Below are 24,944 nucleotides of genomic sequence, written 5' to 3'. Positions count from 1 at the left end.
CCCCCGGAACTCACAGGACAGGCGGTGCGGCTCGATGAGCTCATCCCGACATCTCCCCTCCCGCAGGACGCTCGCCGGCCTCGCCGCCGGCGCGCTGGCCCTCGGCCTGCTCACCGCCTGCGGCGGCGGCTCCCCGGACGAGCCGGGCAAGGAGCTCGTCTACTGGTCGATGTGGAAGCAGGGCGAGCCCCAGCAGGTGGCCCTGCAGGCGGCGATCATCCGCTTCACGCGGGCCACCGGCATCAAGGTCGGCGTGGAGTGGGCCGGCCGCGACGTGGTCAAGCAGAAGCTGCCCGCCGCGCTCACCACGTCCAAGGTGCCGGACGTGGTCGACCAGTCCGACGACACGATCCGGCCGTTCATGGTCACTCCGGGCGTGGCCCGGGGCCTGGCCAAGGTGTACGAGGCCGACGTGCCCGGCGAGGCGGGCAAGAAGGTCAAGGACGTCATCCCGGCCAAGTACCTCCAGAGCCCGGCGCTGCGGCTGCCGGGCGGGGAGCCGTACATGGTGCCCTACAGCGTCGCCGGCATCGGCCTGTTCTACGACGCCGCCACCCTCACCGAGCCGCCGCCGAAGGACTGGAACGCGTTCCTGGCGCTGCTCGGCAGGCTCAAGGCCGCCGGGACGGCCCCGCTCACGGCCGACGGCGAGCAGTACTGGTCCGACTCCTACTGGATGAACTACTACCTGTACCGGACGATCGGCGCCGACGGCCTCAAGGCCATCGCCGAGGACCGGACCGGGCAGTCGTGGAAGAAGCCCGACGTGCTGGCCGCCGCTCGGCAGATCGAGAAGTTCGCCAAGGAGGGCTACCTGCTCAAGGGGTACGACGCCGGCAAGTACCCCGAGCAGCAGAAGAACTGGGCCCAGGGCCGGGCCGCCTTCATGATCATGGGTTCCTGGCTGCCCAGCGAGGTCGGCTCGTACGCCAAGGCCGGGTTCAGGCCCGCCTCCATGCCCTTCCCCGAGGTCGGCGGCCCGGCCGAGGGCGAGGAGGTCGTGCAGTTCGGCTTCGCGATGCCCGTCAAGGCGAAGAACGTCGAGGCCGGCGAGCGGTTCATCGCCTACATGACGACCAAGACCTTCGCCGACGAGCTGGCCAGGACCGCCTCGGTGCTCTCGCCGCGCGAGGACGCGTACGTACCCGAGGCCCTGGCCGGGGTGAAGAAGCAGCTCGACGGCGTGCCCGCCACGTATCCGTTCGCGGCCGGGCTGAGCGTGCCGGGCTGGACCGACAAGGTCTACTACCCGACGGTGGGCGAGCTGTTCAACGGCAAGCTCACCGCGCAGGGGTTCGTGGACAAGATCACCGCTGTCCAGGCCGCCTTCTGGAAGAACCAGGGCGACTGATGGCGCTCGCACCCGAGCCGCGGCCCGGCCCCGCCGGACGGGCCCGGCAGCGGGCCTTCGTCCCCATGGTCGCCCCGGCACTCGCGCTGCTGGCCGTCTTCGTCCTGGGCCCGGCCTGCTACGCGGTGTGGATCAGCCTCCAGCAGACCGCCGGGTACGGCGAGTCGCACTTCGTCGGGCTGCGCAACTACGCCCGCCTGCTGGGCGACCCGGTCTTCCACACCGCGCTGCTCAACACCCTGAAGCTGCTGGTCATCGGCGGCGGCGTGACGTTCGTGACGGGCTTCGCGCTCACGATGGTGCTCAGGGAGATGCGCGGGCGGCTGGTCGCGCGCAACATCCTGTTCTTCCCCAACATCGTCAGCGCGCTGGTCCCGGCGATCGTGGCGGGCTTCCTGTTCAACCCCGACGGGCTGGTCAACACCGTCCTGAGGGGCGTGTTCGGGGTGAGCGACCCGCCCAAGTGGCTGGCCGTGGACAACACGTTCACGCTCATCCTGATCGTGGCGATCTGGGCCGCGGTCGGGTACTACACCACGATCATCATGGCCGCCGTCGACCGCATCCCCGCCTACTTCTACGAGGACTGCGCGCTTCTCGGGGCCACGTCCTGGCAGCGGCTGCGGCACGTCACGATCCCGCTGAGCTGGGACGTCTTCAGCGTCTGCGCGCTGCTGTGGACCATCAGCTCGATCAAGGTGTTCGAGCTGGTGCTGGTGTTCGGCGGCGGCACCGCGGGCACCCCGCCGAGCAGCACCTGGACCGTTGCCCTCTACAGCTACGCGGCCACATACGGCGGCTCGGGCTCGCCGCCCGAGCTGGGGATGACCGCCGCCAGCGCGCTGTTCAGCCTGCTGATCGCGGCGGCCGTGGTGCTGCTGCTGCGGCGGGCGCTCGACCGTGAAGCCGTCCGGTTCTGAGAGGGCAGACCATGAGACCGACCCTGAGACCGACCCTGAGACTGACGGGGCTCGCGCCCGTGCGCATGGCCGTGTGGGCGGTCGTCGCCGCCGACGTGGCGCTGCTGGCCTGGGTGCTGATCACCTCGCTGAAGAGCACCCGCGAGGTGTTCGACCATCCGTGGCGGCTGCCGATGCCGCCGACGCCGGACAACTACCTGACCGCGCTGGAGGTCGGGAACTTCGGCCGGGCCGCGGTCAACAGCGCGGTCGTGGGCTTGCTGTCCTCGCTGCTGGCCGTGGCGGTCGCGGCGCCGGCCGCCTACGCGCTGACCCGGACGACGAACCGCGCCGGAAGGCCGCTCACGCTGCTGTTCGCGCTGGGGACCGGCGTGCCCACGCAGGTCATCCTGCTGCCGATCTTCCTCATGCTGAGCAGCCTGGAGCTCACCTCCACCCTGACCGGCCTCACCCTGGCCTACGTCGGCACCGCCATGCCGTTCACCGTCTTCCTGCTGACCGGCTTCTTCCGGTCGCTGCCCGGCGAGCTGGAGGAGGCCGCCGCGCTGGACGGCGCCGGGGTGTGGCGGACCTTCCTGCGCATCGTGGTCCCGGTCGCCCGGCCGGGGCTGGTCACCGTCTTCGTGCTGCAGCTCATCGTGTCCTGGAACGAGACGATGCTCGCCCTGGTGCTGATGCAGGATGACGAGAAGGAGACGCTGCCGGTGGCCTTGATCGGCTTCGCCCAGCAGCAGCAGTACACCGGCACCAACTGGGGCGGCATGTTCGCCGGCGTCTGCGTGGTCGTGCTGCCCATGGTGGTGCTCTTCGCCTGGGTCGGACGCCGCGTCACCGAAGGCATGACCTTGGGAATGGGGAAATGACGACAACCGTCCGCCGGACCACGATCACCCTGCCGGTCGCGCTGCCCGGCCCGGACAACCCGCTGCCGCCCCTGGGCGACGCCGCCGGGCACGCCGTCACGGTCGCCGGCGCGCCGCCCGACATGGCCTTCCAGCTCTCCTACGGCAGGCTCGCCTCCGTGCTGCCCTGCCGTACGCAGGACGGCTACGACCGGGCACGCCGGCCCCGCCGGGTCGAGGCGATCCAGCTCGCCAACGACCGGCTGACCGCGACCGTGCTGCCCGGCTGGGGCGGACGGCTGTACTCGCTGGTCCATCGCGACCACGGCGAGCTGCTCTACCGGAACCCGGTGCTGCAACCGGCCAACTTCGGGCTGACCGGCGCCTGGTTCTCCGGCGGCGTCGAGTGGAACTCCGGCTCGACCGGCCACACCACCCTGACCTGCCGTCCGGTCTTCGCCGGGGAGGCCGAGGGGCCCGACGGCACGCCGATGCTGCGCGTGTGGGAGTGGGAGCGCACCCGGGACCTGCCGTACCAGGTCGACTTCTGGCTGCCGCGCGGGTCGGACTTCCTCTACGTGGGCGTCCGCATGCGCAACCCGCACGGGCACGAGGTGCCGGCGTACTGGTGGTCGAACATCGCCGTCCCCGAGACCGGGCGGACCCGCGTGCTCGCCCCGGCCGCCACGGCCTGGCACTTCGGCTACACCGAGCGGCTCGAACAGGTGCCCTTCCCGGCCTGGGACGGCCTGGACCGCAGCTACCCGGCCCGCGCCGGCCACGCCGCCGACTACTTCTTCGAGCTCGGCGACCGTCGTCCCTGGATCGCCGCGCTCGACGGCTCCGGCGCGGGCCTGGTGCAGACGTCCACCGGGCTGCTGCGCGGGCGCAAGCTCTTCCTGTGGGGACGCGGGCGGGGCGGGCGTCGCTGGCAGGAATGGCTCACCGAGCCCGGCACGGGCGGTTACCTGGAGATCCAGGCGGGGCTGGCCCGTACCCAGCTCGAACACGTGCCGCTGCCGGGCGGGGGCACGTTCTCGTGGCTGGAGGCGTACGGGCCGCTGCGCGCCGACCCCGAGGCCGTGCACGGCCCGGACTGGGCGGCGGCGGTGCGCGCGGCGGAGGCGGAACTGGCGGCCCGGCTGCCGGCCGCCGAGGTGACCGCCGCCTGGCACAAGTGGCGGCCGCAAGCCGACCAGGAGCCCACCCGGATCCTGGCGGAGGGCTCCGGCTGGGGCGCCCTGGAAACGCTGCGCACCGGCGTGCGCACGCCCGGCACCCCCTTCCCCGAATCCGCCCTCGGCCCCTCGCAGTCCCCCTGGCAGACCCTCCTCACCACCGGCGCCTTTCCCGAACCTCCTCGCACCGACGTGGCGGCGGACCCCGGGCACAGCCTGGTGTCCGGGCCGTGGCGGCGGCTGCTGGAGCAGGCGCCGGAGACCTGGGTGACGGCCTACCACCTGGGCGTGGCCGCCTGGCACGCGCGGGACCGCGAGGAGGCCGTACGAGCGTGGCGGCGCTCCGCCGAGCTGCGCCCCAACCCCTGGGCGACCCGCTGCCTGGCCCACGCCACCCCGGACCCGGACGACCGCGCCACCCTCCACCTCACCGCCCTCCACCAGGCACACCCCGCCCCGAAGGCTCCGGACGCCGACGCCCGGCCGCCCGCCCCGGAGAGTGTGGACGCCGACGCCCGGCCGCCCGTGCCGGAGGTCGCCGTTCTGAGGCGGGCCCTGGCGGTGGAGGCCGCCGTCGCCCTGCTGGACGCCGGCAGGCACGCGGAGTGCCTGGCCGTCCTGGACACCCTGCCCCCGACCGGCCGGATCGTCCTGCTGCGCGCCCGGGCCCTGCTCGCCGCCGGAGACCGGGACGGCGCCCGCGCGCTGTTCGACGCCGGCTTCGACGTCGACGACCTGCGCGAAGGAGAGCCCGCCCTGCACGACACCTGGTCACGCCTGACCACCGGCCCGCTGCCCGAGCGCTACGACTTCCGCATGCACCCGGACGATCTCTGAGCCGTCCCTCACGAAGACCCGCACGGGTACGGAAGCCGGAACCCCGTACCCGTGCGCCAGAGCCCCAGGAGGGCGGTCACTCGCCGCTGTCGGAGGTCACCTTCTCGGAGTCCGGCGCCTTGATGGACACCTTGGCGCCCCACCCGGTGAAGCGGCTGTCGATCGTGATCGTCCCGCCCTCGAACTGGTTGGTGTCGAAGATCCCCGTGGCCGCGTACGACGACTTCACCCTGCTCACCAGCCCGGCGGAGGTCAGCGTGAGCGTGTAGGAGACCTTCGTGTCGTCGTGCATGCGCAGCGGGATCGAGGCGTCGAACCAGCGCGACACCCTCGCCAGCTCCTTGAAGGTGATCTTCCCGGTGAGCGTGCTCCCGCGCAGGGCGCCCTTCTTGACCAGCGCCGCCAGCGTCGTGGGCTCGACGGGGTTGATCACCTGCCCGAAGAAGCCGCTGCCGCCGCCGGGCAGGCCGTTGCCCTTGAGCCAGGACTTGCCCTCGGGCAGGCGCTCGGCGTACATGCCGCCCGAGGTGTAGCTGACCTTGCCGATGCTGATCGTCCGCTCGCGGGGACGGCCCACGGGGACGGCGGAGATGTCGGAGGCCGCCACGCCCTTGGCGTTGAACTGGAAGGTCCCCTTGCGGCTCTGGATCTTGGCCTTCTTCTCGCCCGAGAGCATGGTCGTCTCGGTGAACCGCACGCCGTGCCCGGTGGCGAGCTTGGCCTTGAGAGCGCGTACGGGGTCCTTGGGGGCGGCCTGGGCGGGCACGGTCGCCGTCAGCACACAGGCGCAGGCCGCCAGGGCGGCGATCATCGTCTTCTTCACGAGCAGCGATCATGCCGCGCGCCGGTCACGGCCGGAGCACGGCCGCCTCACACAAGCGCCGAGACCACGCCCCCCGGACGTCGCTCACCCCAGCAGCGGGAACCGGTCGTCGGCGGACGGCACCCGTCCGGTGGCCTCCAGCACGTACGCGGGCAGGTCCAGATGGGACGGGCGATCCGCGCCCAGCAGCCCGTCGAGGGTCTCGCCCGCCAGCTCCAGCGCCTCCCGGGCCGGCGGCCGTCCGGCCTGGAGGTCCAGGTGGTGGACGGCGGCCTCGGTGGCCAGGGTCGCCAGGAGGTCGGGCACGGCGATCACGTGCCCCTGCGTGGCGACGTGCCCGGCGGGGTCGGCCGCGAGCGCGGCCCGCACCGCGGCGGGGGCGGTGTCCGCCCACACCCGCAGCACCCCGGAGGGCCGCGCGAAGGCGGAGGCGGATCTGCGTACCCACCAGGCGTGGGCGTCCGCGCCCTCGGCGGCGGGCTGGAAGGAGCTCCAATAGGTGACGTGGTCCACGTCGGGTGGCCCGTCCGCGGGGGTGGCGAACGCGACGAGGGCCCGCTGGGCGTCGCACAGCACATGGAAGAGCAGGTCGACCCCGGCCCATCCGGCGCACCTGGTGGGCCTGAGCAGGTCCGACTCGTTCACCGTGACCGTGAGCTCGCGGTAGGCGGCGGCGAAGGCCGTGCGGGCACGTTCGATGTCCATGGGGACGTCCCTTCCCCAGGCTCGCCCCTTACGCCCGGACGGGCGGCCCCGCTGGTACGGGCGCCCCGGGAAGCCCGCCCGCCACTCGGCGGGCGTCAGGTGTCCACCTGAAGCGCGAATCGGGGAGCGGACAGCGAAAAGGCCAGAACCCGATCTTCCGAGTCTGGCCTTGGAGCGTGGTGGACGATACTGGGATTGAACCAGTGACCTCTTCCGTGTCAGGGAAGCGCTCTCCCGCTGAGCTAATCGTCCTTGGAGGTGGAGACGGGATTTGAACCCGTGTGGACGGCTTTGCAGGCCGCTGCCTCGCCTCTCGGCCACTCCACCGAGTCGAACCACTCCGAGCGGAAGACGGGATTCGAACCCGCGACCCTCACCTTGGCAAGGTGATGCTCTACCACTGAGCCACTTCCGCGCTGTTGCGTGCCTAACTCTAGCGCCTTTTCAGACCAGATGCCTCCCGCTATTTGCGGAGCTGGCGGGCGACGCTGCGTTCGGTGGCCGGCAGGCTCAGGAAGATCTCCAGGATCCGGGTGAGCCGGTGGACCTCGATGCGGTGGAAGGCCGGGCCCTCGGAGCGGGCCAGCAGGAGGGTGAGGGCGAGCGGCGGCAGCGGGGCGTGGATGGCGTGCGCGCCGCCGTCCAGCGTGAGGGCCGCCGGGCGTGGCGGGGCCGGGCTGGGGACGGCCAGGCCCTGCGGGGTGCGCCAGCTCGCGTAGACCACGCCGTGGTCGGCGGCCGTGGCGGCCCAGTCGGCGCTGAACAGCACGGGCAGCGAGTCGACGAGCGTGGTCAGCGCGCGGTCGCCGGCCAGGGTGATGTACTTGAGGATCTCCAGCTCGGGATAGGTGCCGGCGGTCTCACGAGTGGGCCAGATGCCCGCCACATGGACGTCCTCGACGCTCTCCAGGCTCTTGACCAGCACCTCCCGCGGGGTGCTCTCGGGGCAGAAGACGGTGATGTCGTCGACCGCCGTGCCGGCGCCCCGGTCGAGGACGGTGACCTGGGTGATGTCGGCCCCCGCCGTGCCCAGGGCCTTGGTGACCTGGGCCAGAGACCCTGGACGGTCGGGCAGCGCCACGCGCACGCGAAGAAGCATCGATCCCTCCCTGGGATACCGGTCCACAGCCTATCCGGCGAATACCGCTTCCGGCCTGAGCTGCGCTACAACTGACGGAGTGAAGATTGGGCCGATTGGGGTATGGCCGCCCGTGGTGCTCGCGCCCATGGCGGGCATCACGAACGCGGCGTTCCGGGTGTTGTGCCGGGAGCAGGGCGCCGGACTGTTCGTGTGCGAGATGATCACGACGCGGGCGCTGGTCGAGCGCAATCCCAAGACGTTCAGGATGATCAGGTTCGCCGAGTCCGAGCGGCCCAGGAGCCTCCAGCTCTACGGGGTCGATCCCGACGTGGTCGGGCGGGCGGTCAGGATGATCGCCGAGGAGGACCTCGCCGACCACGTCGACCTCAACTTCGGCTGCCCGGTGCCCAAGGTGACCAGGCGCGGGGGCGGGTCGGCGCTGCCGTACAAGAGGAACCTGCTGCGGCGGATCCTGCGGGCGGCCGTGACGAACGCGGGCCCGCTGCCGGTGACGATGAAGATGCGCAAGGGCATCGACGACGACCACCTGACCTACCTCGACGCGGGCCGCATCGCGGTCGAGGAGGGCGTGGCGGCGATCGCGCTGCACGCGCGGACCGCCAGGCAGCACTACGGCGGCGTGGCCGACTGGGAGGCGATCGCGCGCCTGAAGGAGGCCGTGCCCGAGATCCCGGTGCTGGGCAACGGCGACATCTGGTCCGCCGACGACGCGTTGCGCATGGTGGCGCGCACCGGGTGCGACGGCGTGGTGGTCGGGCGTGGGTGCCTCGGGCGTCCGTGGCTGTTCAAGGATCTGGAGAACGCCTTCAACGGCAGCCCCGAGCGGGTCAGGCCGACGCTCGGCGAGGTGGCCGGGATGATGGAGCGCCACGCGGCCGGCCTCACCGAGTGCTTCGACATCGAGCGGTACGCGATCGCCGACTTCCGCAAGCACGTCGGCTGGTATCTGAAGGGGTTCGAGGTCGGGAGCGCGCTGCGGCGGGAGCTGGCCACGGCCGAGTCGCTCGACGGGCTCCGGGAGGGGCTGGCCAAGCTGGACCACGACCAGCCGTGGCCGCCGAACACCGACACGCCCCGGGGGAAGTCGGGCGAGCGTCAGAAGGTGCAACTGCCTGACGGGTGGCTCGACGATCCGTGGGACTGCGTGGTCCCGGACGAGGCGGAGTCCGACATATCCGGCGGCTGACGGCGGCACACCGGCGGGCGTCCCGGCCGGTGTCCCGGCCGGTGTCCCGCCCGGTGATGTGAGTGCGGTCAGTGGGGGCCGGTGGCTTCGGTGCCGCAGGGGCCGCCGCCGGTGGACGGCTCCAGGAGCACGCGCTCCCCGTCCATCGTCAGCGTCTCGTAGTAGGCCGAGATGCGCTCGGCCGAGCGGCCGGTGTAGTGGCAGATGAAGCTGCGTCTGAACCGGTCGGCCGTGGTGTTGGGCTCCGACCCGTGCACCAGGCTGCCGTTGAAGAACAGCACGTCGCCGGGCCGCATGTCCACGGGCGCCCGTTCCAGGCCCGGGGGCGGCGGGACGTACTCGCGGGTGAAGGAGAGATCCTGGTCGGCCTCCTCGGGACAGAACAGGTCCATCAGATGAGTGCCGGGGACCACCTCCAGCCCGCCGTTGGCGCGGTCGACCTGGTCGAGCGCCACCCAGACGGCCACGCACGTGCCCGGCTCGACGCGCAGGTAGAAGTTGTCCTGGTGCAGCGCCTGCCCCCGGGCCCCCGGCGGCTTGAAGTAGAACATGCTCTGGGCTGCTATCGGCTCTTCGCCGAGCAGCTCGCGCAGGATCTCGGCGAAGCGGGCGTCGAGCAGGTAGCGCAGGGCGACGTCGTTCACCTGGTGGGGGTGCATGATCCGGGGGTAGTCGCGCAGGACGTCGTAGGGGGCGCCCGGATCCTGGGGACGAGGGGTGAAATGTCCGGGGATCGGGCCGCCGGCGTGCAGGGCCATGAACTCCTCGCGCAGCTCGGCCACCTCCTCCGGAGCCAGCAGCGCGGGGACGAGCACGTACCCCCGGTCGTGGAAGTCGTTCAGCCTCATGCCCTTCACGGTAGGGACCCGGCTCGTGGGACGGTATGACCGTGACCGCTGAGAACCTGTCTGTTCCTGCTGCCGAGCTGACGATCGTGGGCCACTTCGACCAGCCGGCCGGCTACGGCACCCGCCGCCCCCATGGTTCGCCGAGCTGGCTGCTGCTGTGGACCCAGGCGGGGGAGGGGCGCGTCGAGCAGGCGGGGGCGGCGTTCACCGTGCGGGAGGGGGATCTGGCGGTGCTCGGGCCGGACTCGCCGCAGCGCTACCGGGTCGCGCCGGGGGCGGAACGGTGGCGGTTCTGGTGGGTGCACTTCCAGCCGCGTCCCTCCTGGACGGGCTGGCTCGCGCCGTACGCCGTGGCCACCGGCTGTCACCTGGTCGAGGGCGTGCCCGCGGGGGTGCGTGAGCGCGTCGACCGGGCCTTCGGCCGCGCACTCCAGGACGCCCGCTGGATCCCGGGCGACGCCACGCCCACCGGTCCACCCACCGGTCCGCCCGCCGCGACCGCGCCGCCGCCGGCGGTCGTCAGGTCGGGCCCCGCGCGTGAGCTGGTGCTCGGCGCGGTGGAGGAGGTGCTGGTGCTGGCCACGGCCTCGGCCGGAGCCGTGCCCGCGCCCGGGTCCGAGGACGGCGACGAACGGGTGCGCCGCGCGCTCGACCTCATCGCCGCCGAGCCCGGCGCCCGGCACTCGGTCGCCTCGCTGGCCCGGGCCGTGGCGTTGTCGCCGTCGAGGTTCGCGCACGTGTTCGCGGCCCGGACCGGCCAGACCCCGATGGGCGCCGTACGGAAGGCGCGGGTGCGGCACGCCGCGAGCCTGCTGGAGGTGACCGACCTGGACGTCGGCCAGGTGGCGGCCGCCTCGGGCTTCGTCAGCCCGTTCCACTTCAGCCGCGCCTTCAGGCGCGAGTACGGCCTCCCGCCCCGCGACTACCGCGCCCGCCTGCGCCGCCCCTGACCGCGCTCATTCCGGCATCACACCTCGACCGGCCCGCCGCTGCGCCAGTAGACGTTGCCCTCCCTGGACAGCATCCCCTCGTCCACCAGGTAGCGGCGCAGCGCCGCGAAGTCGTCGTGGAAGGCCCGCAGAGCCACGTTGACGTCCTTCTCCGGGTAGCGCACGCCCGGCTCGAACACCCGCGAGATGTAGCGCAGCACGACCAGCCGCTTGTCGCGGCGCATGCCCATGGTGGTCAGCCGGCCGTCGACCAGGAACGTGCGCAGCACCCGCTCCTCGGCGCTCAGCTCGGCGGGGGGCTCGGCCTGCTCCCGCAGCAGCTCGCGGAACCGCTCCGGCCGCGCCCGCCACTTGCCGTCGTCGCCGCGCTCGGCCAGGCCGCCGCTGGCCAGGCGGTCGAGAGCCTTCGGGGGCAGATCGCCGGTGTCACCGAGCACCAGGGACGCGAGTGCGCGCAGGGTGTCGTCCTGACAGAGCAGCCCGAGCACGCGTCTGAGGTTTTCGTCGCTCACCCCTACCATTTTGTCCCATGATCACAGCACTGTTCGTCGCGGCCAGCCTGGCCATCCCGGGCAACTTCCTGCTGTACGAGAAGGCCGCCGCCAAGAAGGACCCCAACCCCGAGCACAGCTGGACGGTGTCGGGCAAGAAGAACGCGCAGCTCGTCGTGAACCCGTGCCAGAAGGCCGGGCTGGGCCTGGCCGGTCGCGCGGCGGCCAGGACGATCGTGTACACGTCGGTGCCCGACTACTCCAAGTCCGAGCAGGTGATCCTCTACTCCTCGCCGGAGGCCGCCGGCAAGGCGGTCGGCGACCTCAGGACGGCCGTACGGACCTGCGGCACCGCGGGCTACCGGTACAGCGTCGCCAAGCTGGCGCTCGGCGACGAGGGCCTGCAGGTCGTCGGCCAGGCCTACTCCCACGGCAAGCCCGCCGTCGGCGGCGAGCGGGCCGTCGTGACCCGCCGCGCGAACGCCCTGATCCTCTACACGGCCGGCGGTGAGTGGGGCAAGCCCGCCAAGTCCGACTTCAGGCAGCAGCGCAAGGACGCGGGCACGATGCTCGCCAAGATCTGCGACCTGGCGGAGTGCTGAATGTCTCGATCTTGAGACATCGTCATGACCGGACGCCTAACTTCGCCGCCTGACAATGAAGCGACAAGCCGGTGCCGGAACGCCCTTGCCAGTCCGTTCCGGCACACGGCTTGTTCTCTTTCGCGGAGCCTCTAGAGCCGGTTGAGCCCCAGCACGTGCAGCACGGCCCGGCCCTCCTCGTCGGAGGCGGTCAGGTCGACCTGGGCGTCGATGCCCCAGTCGCCGTCGCCGGCCGGGTCCTTGACCGTCTGGCGCACCCGCCACAGGCCGCTCTCCTCCTCGATCCGCAGCAGCGCGGGCCCGCGCGCGTCGGCGTCGGTGAAGATCTCCTCGTGCTCGGCGTAGTACGCGTCGAGCGCCGCGCCCCAGTCGACGTCGGGGGCCAGCTCCTCCAGCTCGTCCTCCTTCTCGATGGCGCACAGCTCGACCAGCCGGAACATGGCGTTCCGCACCAGCACGCGGAAGGCCCGCGGGTTGGCCGTGACCGGCCGCACCTTGGTCTCCAGCTGCGCCTGGCGCTCCAGCGCCTCCTCGGGGTTGGTGAGCTTCTCCCACTCGTCGATCAGCGAGGAGTCGACCTGCCGGACCAGCTCGCCCAGCCACTCGATCAGGTCGACCAGGTCCTCGGTCTTCAGGTGCTCCGGGACCGTGCGCGACAGCGTGCGGTAGGCGTCGGCCAGGTAGCGCAGCACCGTGCCCTCGGAGCGGGCCAGCTCGTAGAACTGGATGTACTCGCCGAACGTCATGGCCCGCTCGAACATGTCGCGCACCACCGACTTCGGGCTGACGGTGTAGTCGCCGACCCACGGGTGGCCGCGCCGGTAGGTCTCGTACGCCCCGAGCAGCAGGGTGTCGAGCGGCATCGGGTACATGACCCCGGCGAGCGCTTCCATGCGCTCCTCGTACTCCATGCCGTCGGCCTTCATCTGGGCGACCGCCTCGCCGCGCGCCTTCTTCAGCTGGGCCGACAGGATCTGGCGGGGGTCGTCGAGGATGGACTCGACGATCGAGACCATGTCGAGCGCGTACGAGGGCGACTCGCGGTCGAGCAGGTCGAAGGCGGCCAGCGCGAACGTGGACAGCGCCTGGTTGAGCGCGAAGTCCTCCTGCAGCTCGATCGTCAGCCGGGCCCGGCGGCCCTGCTCGTCGGGCTCGGCGAACTGCTCGACGATGCCGCCGGCCAGCAGCGACCGGTAGATGGCGATGGCCTGGCTGATGTGCCGCCGCTGCCACTTGCGGTCTTCGTGGTTGTCGGTGAGCAGGTGTTTCATCGCCTGGAAGCAGTCGCCCGGCCGGTTGATCACGGCCAGCAGCATCGCGTTGCTCACCTTGAAGCGGGAGTTGAGCGGCTCGGGCTCGGCCTGCTGCAGCTTTTCGAACGTCTCCTCGCTCCAGCCGACGAAACCCTCCGGCGGCTTCTTGCGGGCGTAGCCGCGCCGCCGCTTGGGGTCGTCGCCGATCTTGGCCAGCGCCTTGGCGTTCTCGATGTCGTGCTCGGGGGCCTGGCAGGCGACGTAGCCGATGGTGTCGAAGCCCGCGCGGCCGGCCCGGCCGGCGATCTGGTGGAACTCGCGGGCGCGCAGCCGGCGCACCTTGTTGCCGTCGTACTTGGACAGGGCGGTGAACAGGACCGTGCGGATGGGCACGTTGACGCCGACGCCGAGCGTGTCGGTACCGCAGATGACCTTCAGCAGCCCGGCCTGGGCCAGCCGCTCCACCAGCCGCCGGTATTTGGGCAACATCCCGGCGTGGTGGACGCCGATGCCGTGCTTGACCAGCCGCGACAGCGCCCGGCCGAACCGGGTGGTGAACCGGAAGCCGCCGATCATCGCGGCGATGGCCTCCTTCTCGGCCTTGGTCGACATGTTGATCGACATGAGCGCCTGGGCCCGCTCCATGGCGGCGGCCTGCGTGAAGTGCACGACGTAGACGGGGGCCTGCCCGGTGGTGAGCATCTCCTCCAGCGTCTCGTGCAGCGGCGTCATCCGGTACGAGTACACCAGCGGCACCGGCCGCTCGGCGTGCTTGACCACCGACGTGGGCCGCCCGGTGCGCCTGGTCAGGTCGCGCTCGAACATCGACACGTCGCCGAGCGTGGCCGACATCAGGACGAACTGCACGTCGGGCAGCTCCAGCAGCGGCACCTGCCAGGCCCAGCCGCGGTCGGGCTCGGCGTAGAAGTGGAACTCGTCCATGACGACCTGGCCGATGTCGGCCGCCGCGCCGTCGCGCAGGGCCACGTTGGCCAGGATCTCGGCCGTGCAGCAGATGATGGGCGCGCCCGGGTTGACGCTGGCGTCGCCGGTCATCATGCCGACGTTGTCGGTGCCGAAGACGGCGCACAGGTCGAAGAACTTCTCCGACACCAGCGCCTTGATCGGCGCGGTGTAGAACGTGCGCATGTCACGGGTCAGCGCGGCGAAGTGGGCTCCGGCGGCCACCAGCGACTTGCCCGAGCCGGTCGGCGTCGCGAGGATCAGGTTGTTGCCGGAGACGACCTCGATGAGGGCCTCCTCCTGGGCGGGATAGAGCGTGAGCCCCCGTTCGGCGTTCCAGGCGACGAACGCGTCGAATATGGCGTCGGGATCGGCGTCGATCTCTTCCGGCAGGCGGTCAACGAGAAGGCTCACGGTATCTATCCTGCCGAAGATTGCCGCATGGTCGAACCCGCCGCCCCCTGGGGGAGGTCGAGTTGCAGCAGCACGGTGTCGATCCAGCGGCCGTGCTTGAACCCCACGTTCCTCAGCCGTCCCACGTCCTGGAAGCCGAAGGCGGCGTGCAACCGCAGCGAGGCCGGGTCGCCGCCGTCGGCGATCACCGCGATCAGGCAGCGCGCGCCGGTCGCCGGCGCCCGCCGGATCAGCTCGCCCAGCAGCAGGCGGCCGAGCCCGCGGCCGGTGGACCCGGGCGCGAGGTAGATCGAGACCTCCAGGCTGTGGCGGTAGGCGGGTTTGGGCCGGTACTGGCCGAGGTAGGCGTAACCGGTGACCACGCCGTCGTCCTCGGCCACCAGGAACGGCAGCCCCGCCGCCGTGAGCGCCGCCGCCCTGGCCCGCCACTCGCCGGCCTCCGGCGGGACCTCGTCGAACGTGGCCACGCCGCCGGTCACGTAATGGGCGTAGATGGCGGCCACCGCGGGCACGTCGTCCTCGTTCAGGTCGCGAATCATCGTCATGGTCCCCGATTGTGGCCGGGCACGGATTTCGTCGGTGTTACGCGCGGGCCTTGGGCGCCGTCATCAGCAGGCCGCCGAGCACCGCCAGCACCGCCAGGAACGGGCCGCCGCCCGGCGCGAAGCCGCCCACGGTCAGCGTCAGGAGCCCGGCTCCGACCAGCCCGGCGGCCACCAGCATGGCCCCCCGGCCGGCGTTCCCGTACGGCAGCGACGGCGGGGTCTCGAACCTGGCGAACGCCCGTACCAGCCCCCACATGACCAGGCACAACATCCCGAACCACACCGGCCAGCCGGCGAACCAGGACAGGCTGCCCGGCTCTGGCGTCTCCACACCCAGCAGGACCACGACGACGCCGGTCACGGCGAACAGCGCGGGCATGTGCCACAGGTAGACGGTCATGATCCGCGGGCCGGCCCAGTCCAGGACGCGGCGCAGGGGCAGCCGGACCAGCCAGGGGCGCAGCAGCACGGCCAGGCCGATCTGGCCGACGCCGACGGCCAGGATGGCCAGCGTGGGCGGGGCCATGTTGGACACCTCGGCGCCGGGCAGGCCGATCATGCTGCCGGGGTAGGGGCCGAACCCGACCAGCAGCGCCGCCACGCCGAACCCGCCGGCCGCCAGCAACCCGGCCATCCGCACCCGGCCCTCGGCGTAGAAGAAGCCGATCTGGTGCACGGCCAGCCACACGAAGACGATGTTCAGGTAACCGGCCGCCTCCAGGCCGGTGGAGAAGCGCACCACGTCCGTCAGCGCCGCCCCGGCCGCCAGCGCGACGGGGACGAGCACGCCGAACCTGCGGTGCAGACGCAGCGCGTACGGCGTGACCGTGACCGCGATCAGGTACACGGCCAGGAACCACAGCAACTGCCCGGTCAGCTTGGCGCCCACCTCCAGCGGCTGCTCCGGCACCCCCAGCGTGAGCAGCACGTGGGGCAGCGGGATCCACACCGCCGCCAGCGGCAGCAACGGCCAGGCGAGCCTGCGCAGGCGTCCGGCCAGCCACTCCTGGTCGCTCTTGGCCGACCGGCCGCGGCTGATCGCGTTGGCCGCCCCGCCGGCGAAGAACACCAGCGGCATGACCTGGCTGAGCCACGTCACCACCCACACCCCCGGCGTGGACAGCGCGTTGCCCGTGGTCAGCCGGCCGCCCTCGTAGGACAGGACGGGGATCGTCCAGTGCTGGAGCACGATGAGCGCCATGCCGAGCACGCGCAGCAGGTCGATGAACGGGTCCCGCGCCGTCGCGCGCGGCGCCCGGACCGGCGCCTGTACCGGCGCCGGACGATCGAGCAGGACGGTCATGGGGAGCCTCGTTTCGAGCGGGGGAGCGGATGACTCAAGGCTTCCGTCCCGGGGGCTCGCGCACATTGCCGCAGGCCGCACTCTTCAGGTCAAGATCACACCACCCCCGGTGGTAGGGCTGGCCCTACCACCGGACGCCTGCGTACCGGCTCGTACCGCCCCGCCGGGGGACTTAGCCTTCAATGCATGCGCTCCCTGATGAGGCGTGTCCTTCTCGACACCCGCTACACGCTGGTCGGATTCCCGACGGCCGTCATCGGCTTCGTGATCATGATTGCCGGTTTCGCCGCGGGCGTCGGCACCGCGGTCGTGTGGATCGGCGTGCCGCTGCTGGCCGGCACGCTCCTGGTGGCGAGGGGCTTCGCCGACGCCGAGCGCGGCTGGCTGTCCGACGTGCTCAAGCGGCCGCCCGTACGGCCGCGCTACCGTCCGGCGCCGGAGGGGGCGGGGCGCTTCCGCCGGATCGTCAACCCGCTGACCAACGGCCAGTCGTGGCTGGACCTGCTGCACGGCGTCCTGAACTTCCCGTTCGCCGTCCTGGCGTTCGTGCTGACCGTGGTGTTCTGGGCGATCCCGATCCTCGGGCTGACCTACCCGCTCTACGGCCTGATCACCTCGCGCATCCCCGGCAACATGGAGCTGCCCCAGCTGCTCGGGATCGGCACCGGCTACGTCGTGAACACGATCTTCTACGTCTCGCTCGGCCTGGTGTTCGCCTTCATCATGCCGTTCATGGTGCGCGGGGCCGCGCTGGTCAGGGCCGGGCTCGGCCGGGCGCTGCTGACCGGCGTCGCCGAGCTGCAGGAGCGCATCGACGACCTGGCCGAGGGCCGGGCGGCGGCCGTCTCCGCCGAGGCCAACGCGCTGCGCAAGCTGGAGCGCGACATCCACGACGGCCCGCAGCAGCGCCTGGTCTCGCTGGCCATGGAGCTGTCCAGGGCGCAGCGGCAGCTCGCCAAGGACCCGCAGGCCGCCTCGGCCACGATCGGCGAGGCGATCAGCGCCACCCGCGAGACGCTCGACGAGCTGCGCGCCCTCTCGCGCGGCATCGCGCCGCCCATCCTGTCCGACCGCGGCCTCGCGCCCGCCCTGGCGGCCCTGGCCGGCCGCTGCACGGTGCCGGTCGACCTCGACGTGCAGACGGTGGGCCGCTTCCAGGCGGCGACCGAGAACGCGATCTACTTCGTCTGCGCGGAAACCCTCACCAACGTGGCCAAACACAGCCGCGCGACCATCTGCACGGTCCAGCTCGCCCGCATCGGTGACGTCCTCATGCTCACGATCGGGGATGATGGGGTGGGCGGCGCACACGTCGCCAAGGGACACGGCCTGGCCGGTCTGGCCGACCGGCTCCGCGCCGTTGACGGGGAGCTCACCGTTCGGTCGCCGGACGGCGGGCCGACGGTGATCGTGGCGGAGGTGCCGTGCGGGTAGTCGTGGCCGATGACGCGGTTCTGATCAGGGAGGGCCTGGTCAGGCTGCTGGAGGAGTTCGGCTTCGAGGTGGTCGCCACCGTGGGGGACGGTGACGCCCTCGTGGAGGCGATCGTCGAGCACAGGCCCGATGTGTCGGTGGTCGACGTGCGCATGCCGCCGTCGTTCACCGACGAGGGGCTGCGGGCGGCGGTCGAGGCCCGGCGCAGGGTGTCCGGCGCCCCGGTGCTCATCCTGTCGCAGTACGTCGAGGTCTCCTACGCCGACGATCTGCTCGCCGACGCCCGTGGCGCGGTGGGCTACCTGTTGAAGGACCGGGTCGTCGACGTCGACGAGTTCCTGGAGGGGCTGCGGCGGGTGGCGGCGGGGGGCACCGTGTTCGATCCGCAGGTGGTGTCCCAGTTGATGGTCCGCAGACGCAAGGACGACCCGCTGGCGCAGCTCACGCCGCGCGAGCGTGAGGTGCTCGGGCTGATGGCCGAGGGCAAGTCCAACCCGGCCATCGGGCGGCAGCTCGTCATCAGCGACGGCGCCGTGGAGAAGCACATCAGGAGCATCTTCAACAAGCTCGGCCTCTACGCCGACGACAGCGACCAGCATCGCCGCGTGCTCGCCGTGCTGGCCTACCTCAGGTCCTGACCTTCGCCTGAGGTTGACCCCTCGGCCGGGCCCGCCGTGGAGCGCTCGCCGCTCTCCGGCCCCTCCTGGCCCTACGAGGGGTCGCCGGCCGGTCCGCGCGCCGTGGCGCGCGGACCCGGCCGCCCGGTTCTAGCCGAGCGCGTCGACCAGCTTCTTGCGCTGCTGGGCGCCCAGGCCGCCGAGACGGCGCTTCTCGTCGACGCCGGCCTCCTCCATGAGCGCGGTGGCCTTGGCCGGGCCGACGCCCTTGACCGCGCGCAGGGCCTGGGACACCTTGATCTTCTTCGCGATGTCGTCGTCGCGCTCCAGGAGCTGGGCGAAGGTCAGCTCGCCCGCCTTGACCTTGGCGAGCAGGGCCGTGCGGGCCGCGCGGGCCTCGGCCGCCTTCGCCAGAGCCGCCTGACGCTGCTCGGGGGTGAGAGTGGGAAGTGCCATCTCGTTTCTCTCCTCGGGGAGTTGGGTTCGGGAAAGTGTTTCCCGTGGTGCAGTGGCTAATCATGGCGGATACCAGCGGTTCGTGTTGCGGAAAGCGCCCGCTCAACGAGTCCGCCACACCAGGGCGGCCGCTTCGGCGCACGCCACGTCCTGGGCGATCGTGCCGCCGCTGACCCCTACGCCGCCGACCACGCGTTCCCCTTCGCCGTTGTCCGCCCAGAGGGGGACACCACCACCAAAACAGACAAATCGGTCACCCGTCAGGCCGAAGAGCTCCCCTCCCGGCGCCACCAGCGGAGCGAGGTCGGCGGTGGCCGTGCGAAGGGCCACCGACGTGTACGCCTTGCCCGGCGCGAGCACCGGCCCGGCGATCTCCGCACCCGCCATACGCTGGAAAGACACCAGATGTCCGCCCCCGTCCACGACCGCCACGGAGACCAGCGCGCCCTCCCGGACGGCCTGCTTCAGAGCGGCCTCGGTCATGCGGAGCGCGAGTTCCAGATCCATGCGTTCCCACCCCCGTCGATGGTCGTGAGCGCGCCGGGCTCTTCCATCCGTACAGCGGCGGGGCCGGGGCCCGCAAGATCGCCTGGTCGGGGCTCGTACGGCCGAGCGCTATTGCAGGATTTTCTGCTTCGGGGTGGAATGCGTCACATTTCGTGATCCGGGCGTGTCGGCGCCCTGGTCGGGGCCTGTTTCACGCCATCTCTCCAGCCCTTCGGGGGTCAGGAAGGCGTCGAAGACCGACTCCATGGCCCCCAGCAGCGTGCCGCGCCAGCCGAGCGCGGCGGCCTCGATCCGGGGCGGGCGCTCCCGCCGGATGGCCATCAGCGCGGGAGCGCAGGAGCCGGTCAGGGCCTCGCCCGCGCGCTCCAGCAGCGCGGGGCCGTGCCCGGAGAGCGTGACGACCTCGGGATCGTGGGCGTTGACCAGGGCGGCGATGCCCAGGCCGAGCGCGCGGGCCCCCGCCTCGACCGCCTCCCGGCTGCCGGCCAGCACCTCCTCCGCCTGCGCGCGGCCCCGGCCGCCGCCGTAGGCCAGGCCCACGTGGCGCAGCAGCGCGTTCGCGCCCACCTCCTGGCCCCAGCAGCCGGTCGCGCCGCACGCGCACGGCCGGTCGCCGCCGCCCAGCGGCATGTGGCCGAACTCGGCGCCGGGGCCGCTCGCGCCGTCCAGCGGCCGGCCGTCCACGACGAGGACGCCGCCGAGGTCGAAGTCCACGTGCAGGTGCAGGCCCAGCCGTACGCCGCGCAGCCGTCCCCGGCGGGCCTCGGCCAGGGCGGCCAGGCCCGCGTCGTTGCCCACCACGACCGGGTCCGGGCCGGGCGCCCGCCGGCCGAGGGCCAGCAGCCGGGGCACGTCCACCGACCGCCAGCCCAGGTGGGCGATGTCGACCAGCCCGTCGTGCCGGACCGGGCCCGCGAGCGCCACCCCGAGGCCCACCACCCGCCGCGACAGGTGGTCCGACACCGCCTGGCCCAGCGAGGCCAGGGCGCCTTCCGGGGTGCCGTCGTGCGGCTGGACCTCCAGGACGCTCACCCGTCCGCCCAGCTCGCACGCCGCCAGCTCCCAGGCGTCCTCGCGCACGTCGGCGGCCAGGGCCAGCGGGCCCCGCGGGTGGGGGCCGGGCACCTGCGTGGGCCGTCCCCTGGTGTGCCCGGCGGCGGGCTCCTCGTGCAGCAGGGCGTCCTCGGCCAGGCCGGCGACGAGCACCGACGCCGTGCCCCTGGCCAGGTTCAGGTCGCGGGTGAGCTGCGACCTGGTACGGGTCGCCCCGCAGTCGTGCACGGCGCGCAGCAGCCGGACCCGGTTGTGCGCGCGAAGTTCGCCGCTCGTCGTAGCACTTCTCACACATCACAGCTTATGCTCTTGGCGTGAACAAAAGCCTCATTGATGCCAAACGGGCTCGTGTCGGAGTCTTCGGTCTCTTCACTCTCAGCGGATTCGTGATGGGTCTGTGGGCGGCCGGGCTGCCCTCGTTGAACGACCGCCTCGGCCTCGGCGCCGCCAGACTGGGCACCGTCCTGCTGTTGATCTCCGGTGGCGCGCTGGTGTCGATGCTGGTGGCCGGGCGGCTGGTGGACAGGTGGTCGAGCCGGCGGGTGTGCTGGGTCGGCGGGCCGCTGTCGGCCGTGCTGCTCCTCGGGCCCGCGCTGGCGCCCTCGTACGGGGCGCTGATGGCGCTGGCGCTGCTGTTCGGGATCGGGCTGGGGGTGGTCGAGGTCGCCATCAACGCCCACTCCGTCGAGGTCGAGCGGGTCTACGGCCGGCCGATCATCTCGGCCTTCCACGGCACGTGGAGCCTGGGTGGGGCGGCCGGGGGCCTGCTGACGTCCCTCGTGCTGCGGATGGCGATCGACCCGCAGGCGCTGCTGGTGACGGCGGCGATCGTGGTGCCGTTCCTGTACCTCCTGGCCTGCCGCCTGCTCCTGCCCGACGCCGCCCGGCAGGCCGGCGAGGAGGCGGACGGCGGTGAGAGCGGCGGCACGCTGAAGTGGGCGCTCATCGCGCTGCTCGGGGTCGCGGCCTTCGCCGGGCACCTGAGCGAGGGCGCCGCCATCGACTGGGCCGCGCTGCACGCCCGCTGGGTGCTGAACACCGACCCGGCCGCCGCGCCGCTCGCCTACACGATCTTCTCGGTCGCCATGACGACGATCCGCCTGCTCGGCGACCCGATCAGGGCCCGGCTCGGCTCGGTGCGCACGATCCAGCTCGCCGGCGGCTTCGCCACCCTGGGGTACGTCCTGGTGCTCGGCGCGCCGGTGTTCGGCGGGGCGCTGCGCGTGGTGTGCGCGTGGACCGGCTGGGCGCTGGCGGGCGTGGGGCTGGCCACGGTCGTGCCGGTGCTGTTCAGCGCGGTCGGCGCGGCGGGCGGTCCGGTGGGCCGCGCGCTGGCCATGGTGACGGCCTTCGGCTACAGCGGGCTGCTGCTCGGCCCGGCGGTCCTCGGGTACGTGGCCGAGGCGACGAAGTCGCTGCCCGTGGCGCTGATCATCCCGGCCGTCCTGGCCGCCGTCGTCGCGCTCAGCGGCGCCCCGGCGATCCGTTCGCTCACCGGGCGGACGGCCCCCGCGCCCGTCCCCGCCGAACGTCCCGCGTAACCCCGGCGGGCGCCCGCTGCCGCCGACCCTCGCGCACCCGCCGCCAAGGGCCCTTGAGCGCCCGCCGTCACGGGCCCTTGTGCGCCCGCTTCCCCGAGCCCGGGGGAGCGGGCGCTCTTCTTTTGCCGACATGCCCGCTGACCTGGCGTTATGGGATCGTGACTTGACCCCGAAGTTACGGGCCGGTTTCATGTGCGAAACACGGTAAACGTTTACAGACACTTTCCCGTAAACGTTTACCTTCTTGGAAGGACAGCCTTGGCCGACGGACCCACGATCACCACGATCGCCGAGCGCGCCGGTGTCTCGATCGCCTCCGTCTCGCGGGTCCTCAACGGCCTGCCGACCAGGCAGGAGACCGTGCGCAAGGTGATGGCCGCCGCCGACGAGCTGGGCTACGTGCGCAACGCCGTGGCCAGGTCGCTCAAGTCCCGGCGCACCCACCAGGTGGCCTTCGCCATGGCCGACGTCGGCAACCCCGCCTACCTGGCGATGCTGCGCCAGATCCAGCCGGTGCTCAAGGCGGCCGGCTACCGGCTCGTGCTGCACTCGACCGACGCGGTCGTGGCCGACGAGATCGACGTGCTGCACAGCCTGGGCGAGCGGTACGTGGACGGGCTGATCATGAGCCCGCTCCGGGTCACCGACGCCCACCTGCAGATGCTGGCCGCGGCCAGGGCGCCCGTCGTGATCATCGGCACGGTGCCGGAGGGCACGCCGGTGGACAACGTGCGGGCCGACTCGCGTACCGGCGTCAGGCTCGCCGTCGACCACCTGCACGCGCTCGGCCGCCGGCGCATCGCGCTGGTCAACGGCCCGCCCGACACCTGGCCCGGCGCCTCGCGAGGCGCGGCCTACCGCGAGGCGCTGGAGCAGCTCGGACTGCCCTACGACGACGACCTCGTCCAGATCGGTGACTTCTACCGCGCGCAAGGGGGCCGCGCGGTGGCCGAGCTGCTGGACCGGGCGCCCGACGTAGACGCGCTGATGTGCGCCAACGACCTGATCGCGCTCGGCGCCCTGGACGTGCTGCGCGCGGCCGGCCGCCGGGTGCCCGACGACGTGGCGGTGGTCGGCATGGACGACACCGACCTGGCCGCCGCGTCCTGGCCGTCGCTGTCGAGCGTCTCGCTCGGCTCGGCCGAGCGCGGCAAGGCCGCCGCCGAGCTGCTGCTCGACCGGCTGAACGGCGACGACGCCGCGCCGCGCGTGATCACCGTGCCGCCGCGCCTGGTGGTGCGGGCCTCGACGGCGGGCGAGACCTACGGACATGAGGGAGGCAGGACGTGACCGCGACCGTGACCACGGCGGCACCACCCCGGCGCCCGCCTTCCCGGCGGCGCCCCAAGTCGCGCAGGAACCGCGAGATGTGGCTGCTCATGCTGCCCGCGCTGGTTCCCGTCGCGCTGTTCAGCATCGGCCCGCTCCTGTACGGCATCGGCCTGGCCTTCACCGACGCCCGCAACACGCGCGTCCACGAGACCAGCTTCGTCGGCCTGGAGAACTTCGGCCGGCTGCTCACCGACGACGACTTCTGGGCCTCGTTCCGGATCGGCGCGATCTGGTCGGTCTCGGTGACCGTGCTGCAGTTCCTGGCCGCGCTCGGCCTGGCCGTGCTGCTCAACCAGAACCTGCGCTTCAGGACCCTGGCCCGGGTGCTCGCGGTGGTGCCGTGGGCGATGCCGCCGGTGGTCATCGGCCTGATGTGGAAGCTCGTCTACCACCCTGACGCGGGCATCCTGAACAGCCTGCTCGGCACGCACGTCAACTGGCTGGCCGACTTCTCGCTCGCGCTGCCCGCGATCATCGTGGTCGGCGTCTGGACCGGCATGCCGCAGACCACCGTCGTGCTGCTCGCGGGCCTCCAGGGCATCCCCAAGGAGCTCTACGAGGCCGGCGAGGTCGACGGCGCCGGCCGCTGGCGGCGGTTCTGGAGCATCACGCTCCCGCAGCTCCGGCCGGTGATCGTGTCGATCACCTCGCTCGACTTCGTGTGGAACATCAACCAGTTCGGCCTGGTCTACGTGCTCACCCAGGGCGGGCCCGGCGGCCAGACCCGGCTGCCCATGCTGTTCGCCTACGAGGAGGCCTTCCGCTACCGGATGGCCGGATACGCCTCGATGCTCGGCCTGGCCATGGCGATCGTCGTGCTCGCGGTGCTCGGCCTGTACCTGTGGCGCCAGATGAGGGAGACCCGATGAGACGCGCCCCGCAGTACGTCGCGCTGGTCGCGTACATCGTCTTCCTGGCCTTCCCGCTGTTCTGGCTGCTGTCCACGGCGCTGAAGACGCCCCAGGAGATGGCCCTCGCCGACCCGACGTGGATCCCGCGCGAGCCGACCCTGTCCAACTTCTCCGACGCCTTCGGCGAGCAGGACCTGATCGGCGCGGCCGGCCGCAGCCTGGTCGTGGCGCTGTTCAGCAGCGTGATCACGGTGCTGATCTCGCTGCCGGCCTCGTACGCCATGGCCCGCTACCGCAGCCTGCTCAACAAGGTCGCGATCGGGTGGGTGCTGGTCAGCCAGGTCTTCCCGTTCATCCTGATCATCATCCCGCTCTTCATGATCCTTCGGGATCTGGAGCTGGTGAACACCCTGCCGGGGCTCGTCGTCGTGCACGTGACGTTCACGCTGCCGTTCGCGCTGTGGATGCTCCAGGGCTACGTGCGGGCCGTCCCGCGCGAGCTGGAGGAGGCCGCGGCCGTCGACGGCGCGACCCGGCTGCGCTCGATCGCCAGCGTGGTGGCGCCGCTGCTCGCGCCCGGCGTGGTGGCCACGCTGCTGTTCTCTTTCATCTCGTCGTGGAACGAGTTCCTGTTCGCGCTCGTGATCCTCCAGGACCCCGACGTGATGACACTCCCGCTCACGCTGGTGCGGTTCACCGGCCCCGAGGGGGTGGCCAGGCTCGGCCCGCTGGCCGCGGCGTCGCTCATGGCGACGATCCCGAGCCTGATCTTCTTCGCAATCATTCAGCGGCGACTGAAGTCCGGCCTGATGGCCGGCGCCGTGAAGGGCTAGTAGGAGG

General features: G+C 72.0%; 24 protein-coding genes and 3 tRNA genes. 13 read left to right on the top strand and 14 right to left on the bottom strand.

Translation table 11 applies throughout. The features are described from left to right. The first annotated feature begins 34 nt into the window (after window positions 1-34). From ABZ815_RS40555 to ABZ815_RS40540, 4 genes are read left to right on the top strand one after another with little or no spacing between them, the layout of a single operon-like run. Window positions 35-1,351: an ABC transporter substrate-binding protein gene (locus ABZ815_RS40555; RefSeq protein ID WP_357706663.1), complete on the top strand. Its 1,317-nt coding sequence runs from the start codon at window positions 35-37 to the stop codon at window positions 1,349-1,351. Next, complete coding sequence (locus ABZ815_RS40550) at window positions 1,351-2,271, top strand: sugar ABC transporter permease (protein WP_357706662.1); 921 nt, start codon at window positions 1,351-1,353, stop codon at window positions 2,269-2,271. The genes ABZ815_RS40555 and ABZ815_RS40550 overlap by 1 nt, the downstream gene beginning before the upstream one ends. Before the next feature lie 11 nt (window positions 2,272-2,282). After that, entirely contained in the window at window positions 2,283-3,134 is an 852-nt protein-coding gene (locus tag ABZ815_RS40545) for a carbohydrate ABC transporter permease (RefSeq protein WP_357706661.1), read from the top strand. After that, entirely contained in the window at window positions 3,131-5,128 is a 1,998-nt protein-coding gene (locus ABZ815_RS40540; protein ID WP_357706660.1) for a DUF5107 domain-containing protein, read from the top strand. Before ABZ815_RS40545 ends, ABZ815_RS40540 begins: the two co-directional genes overlap by 4 nt. A gap of 76 nt (window positions 5,129-5,204) precedes the next feature. On the opposite strand, the gene ABZ815_RS40535 is transcribed toward ABZ815_RS40540, so the two are convergent. From ABZ815_RS40535 to ABZ815_RS40510, 6 genes are all read right to left on the bottom strand, one after another. Continuing rightward, the gene (locus tag ABZ815_RS40535; RefSeq protein ID WP_357706659.1) at window positions 5,205-5,951 is read right to left on the bottom strand and encodes a hypothetical protein; all 747 of its coding nucleotides are present in this window, start codon (window positions 5,949-5,951) and stop codon (window positions 5,205-5,207) included. 84 nt (window positions 5,952-6,035) lie between these two features. Continuing rightward, the gene (locus tag ABZ815_RS40530) at window positions 6,036-6,656 is read right to left on the bottom strand and encodes a maleylpyruvate isomerase N-terminal domain-containing protein (RefSeq protein ID WP_357706658.1); all 621 of its coding nucleotides are present in this window, start codon (window positions 6,654-6,656) and stop codon (window positions 6,036-6,038) included. Window positions 6,657-6,833: 177 nt separating this feature from the next. Beyond that, window positions 6,834-6,908: transfer RNA gene (locus tag ABZ815_RS40525), tRNA-Val, on the bottom strand. Between the two features lies 1 nt (window position 6,909). After that, window positions 6,910-6,983, bottom strand: a tRNA-Cys gene (locus ABZ815_RS40520). Between the two features lie 16 nt (window positions 6,984-6,999). Then, window positions 7,000-7,071, bottom strand: a tRNA-Gly gene (locus ABZ815_RS40515). 48 nt (window positions 7,072-7,119) lie between these two features. Continuing rightward, on the bottom strand, window positions 7,120-7,755 hold the full coding sequence (locus tag ABZ815_RS40510) for an ACT domain-containing protein (RefSeq protein ID WP_357706657.1): 636 nt from the start codon (window positions 7,753-7,755) through the stop codon (window positions 7,120-7,122). A gap of 79 nt (window positions 7,756-7,834) precedes the next feature. On the opposite strand from ABZ815_RS40510, the gene dusB reads away from it, so the two are divergent. Continuing rightward, window positions 7,835-8,944, top strand: coding sequence for a tRNA dihydrouridine synthase DusB (gene dusB, locus ABZ815_RS40505; protein WP_357706656.1), 1,110 nt, complete (start codon window positions 7,835-7,837; stop codon window positions 8,942-8,944). A gap of 68 nt (window positions 8,945-9,012) precedes the next feature. On the opposite strand, the gene ABZ815_RS40500 is transcribed toward dusB, so the two are convergent. Then, window positions 9,013-9,792, bottom strand: coding sequence for a phytanoyl-CoA dioxygenase family protein (locus ABZ815_RS40500; RefSeq protein WP_357706654.1), 780 nt, complete (start codon window positions 9,790-9,792; stop codon window positions 9,013-9,015). A gap of 41 nt (window positions 9,793-9,833) precedes the next feature. Between ABZ815_RS40500 and ABZ815_RS40495 the strand changes: the two genes are divergently transcribed. Then, window positions 9,834-10,742: a helix-turn-helix domain-containing protein gene (locus tag ABZ815_RS40495; RefSeq protein ID WP_357706652.1), complete on the top strand. Its 909-nt coding sequence runs from the start codon at window positions 9,834-9,836 to the stop codon at window positions 10,740-10,742. A gap of 17 nt (window positions 10,743-10,759) precedes the next feature. Here ABZ815_RS40495 and ABZ815_RS40490 read toward each other — a convergent pair whose 3' ends face one another. Beyond that, on the bottom strand, window positions 10,760-11,263 hold the full coding sequence (locus ABZ815_RS40490) for a DUF2087 domain-containing protein (protein WP_357706650.1): 504 nt from the start codon (window positions 11,261-11,263) through the stop codon (window positions 10,760-10,762). A gap of 8 nt (window positions 11,264-11,271) precedes the next feature. Here ABZ815_RS40490 and ABZ815_RS40485 point away from each other — a divergent pair, with 8 nt between their 5' ends. Then, window positions 11,272-11,835 carry a hypothetical protein gene (locus ABZ815_RS40485; RefSeq protein ID WP_357706649.1) on the top strand — a complete coding sequence of 188 codons (564 nt, stop codon included), beginning with the start codon at window positions 11,272-11,274 and terminating at the stop codon, window positions 11,833-11,835. A gap of 131 nt (window positions 11,836-11,966) precedes the next feature. On the opposite strand, the gene ABZ815_RS40480 is transcribed toward ABZ815_RS40485, so the two are convergent. Genes ABZ815_RS40480 through ABZ815_RS40470 form a run of 3 tightly spaced genes read right to left on the bottom strand, consistent with a single transcriptional unit; the run spans window position 11,967 to window position 16,313 of the window. Continuing rightward, window positions 11,967-14,474, bottom strand: coding sequence for a DUF3516 domain-containing protein (locus ABZ815_RS40480; protein WP_357706758.1), 2,508 nt, complete (start codon window positions 14,472-14,474; stop codon window positions 11,967-11,969). Continuing rightward, window positions 14,471-15,010, bottom strand: coding sequence for an N-acetyltransferase family protein (locus tag ABZ815_RS40475; RefSeq protein WP_357706647.1), 540 nt, complete (start codon window positions 15,008-15,010; stop codon window positions 14,471-14,473). The genes ABZ815_RS40480 and ABZ815_RS40475 overlap by 4 nt, the downstream gene beginning before the upstream one ends. A 37-nt stretch (window positions 15,011-15,047) precedes the next feature. After that, the gene (locus ABZ815_RS40470) at window positions 15,048-16,313 is read right to left on the bottom strand and encodes an acyltransferase (RefSeq protein WP_357706646.1); all 1,266 of its coding nucleotides are present in this window, start codon (window positions 16,311-16,313) and stop codon (window positions 15,048-15,050) included. A 186-nt stretch (window positions 16,314-16,499) separates the two neighbouring features. Here ABZ815_RS40470 and ABZ815_RS40465 point away from each other — a divergent pair, with 186 nt between their 5' ends. Continuing rightward, window positions 16,500-17,747, top strand: a complete 1,248-nt coding sequence (locus ABZ815_RS40465; protein ID WP_357706645.1) for a sensor domain-containing protein — start codon at window positions 16,500-16,502, stop codon at window positions 17,745-17,747. Next, entirely contained in the window at window positions 17,738-18,385 is a 648-nt protein-coding gene (locus ABZ815_RS40460; RefSeq protein ID WP_357706644.1) for a response regulator transcription factor, read from the top strand. Before ABZ815_RS40465 ends, ABZ815_RS40460 begins: the two co-directional genes overlap by 10 nt. Before the next feature lie 129 nt (window positions 18,386-18,514). Here the strand turns inward: ABZ815_RS40460 and mihF are convergent, their stop codons facing one another. From mihF to ABZ815_RS40445, 3 genes are all read right to left on the bottom strand, one after another. Next, a complete protein-coding gene (mihF, locus tag ABZ815_RS40455) occupies window positions 18,515-18,820 on the bottom strand; it encodes an integration host factor, actinobacterial type (RefSeq protein WP_043641121.1) in 306 nt (101 codons plus the stop codon). A gap of 102 nt (window positions 18,821-18,922) precedes the next feature. Then, window positions 18,923-19,327, bottom strand: coding sequence for a heme-binding protein (locus ABZ815_RS40450; protein ID WP_357706642.1), 405 nt, complete (start codon window positions 19,325-19,327; stop codon window positions 18,923-18,925). 108 nt (window positions 19,328-19,435) lie between these two features. After that, on the bottom strand, window positions 19,436-20,671 hold the full coding sequence (locus tag ABZ815_RS40445; protein WP_357706641.1) for an ROK family protein: 1,236 nt from the start codon (window positions 20,669-20,671) through the stop codon (window positions 19,436-19,438). Window positions 20,672-20,694: 23 nt separating this feature from the next. Between ABZ815_RS40445 and ABZ815_RS40440 the strand changes: the two genes are divergently transcribed. From ABZ815_RS40440 to ABZ815_RS40425, 4 genes are all read left to right on the top strand, one after another. Next, window positions 20,695-21,921: an MFS transporter gene (locus ABZ815_RS40440; protein ID WP_357706640.1), complete on the top strand. Its 1,227-nt coding sequence runs from the start codon at window positions 20,695-20,697 to the stop codon at window positions 21,919-21,921. 258 nt (window positions 21,922-22,179) lie between these two features. After that, complete coding sequence (locus ABZ815_RS40435; protein ID WP_357706639.1) at window positions 22,180-23,211, top strand: LacI family DNA-binding transcriptional regulator; 1,032 nt, start codon at window positions 22,180-22,182, stop codon at window positions 23,209-23,211. Continuing rightward, on the top strand, window positions 23,208-24,122 hold the full coding sequence (locus tag ABZ815_RS40430) for a sugar ABC transporter permease (RefSeq protein ID WP_357706638.1): 915 nt from the start codon (window positions 23,208-23,210) through the stop codon (window positions 24,120-24,122). Before ABZ815_RS40435 ends, ABZ815_RS40430 begins: the two co-directional genes overlap by 4 nt. Continuing rightward, window positions 24,119-24,937, top strand: coding sequence for a carbohydrate ABC transporter permease (locus tag ABZ815_RS40425; protein ID WP_357706637.1), 819 nt, complete (start codon window positions 24,119-24,121; stop codon window positions 24,935-24,937). The genes ABZ815_RS40430 and ABZ815_RS40425 overlap by 4 nt, the downstream gene beginning before the upstream one ends. Window positions 24,938-24,944 lie beyond the last annotated feature (7 nt).

Origin of the sequence: Nonomuraea sp. NPDC047529, from assembly GCF_040642995.1 — a bacterium.
Lineage (GTDB): Bacteria > Actinomycetota > Actinomycetes > Streptosporangiales > Streptosporangiaceae > Nonomuraea.
Note: the sequence above shows the minus strand (reverse complement) of the source record. Positions and strands in the feature narration are given on the sequence as shown.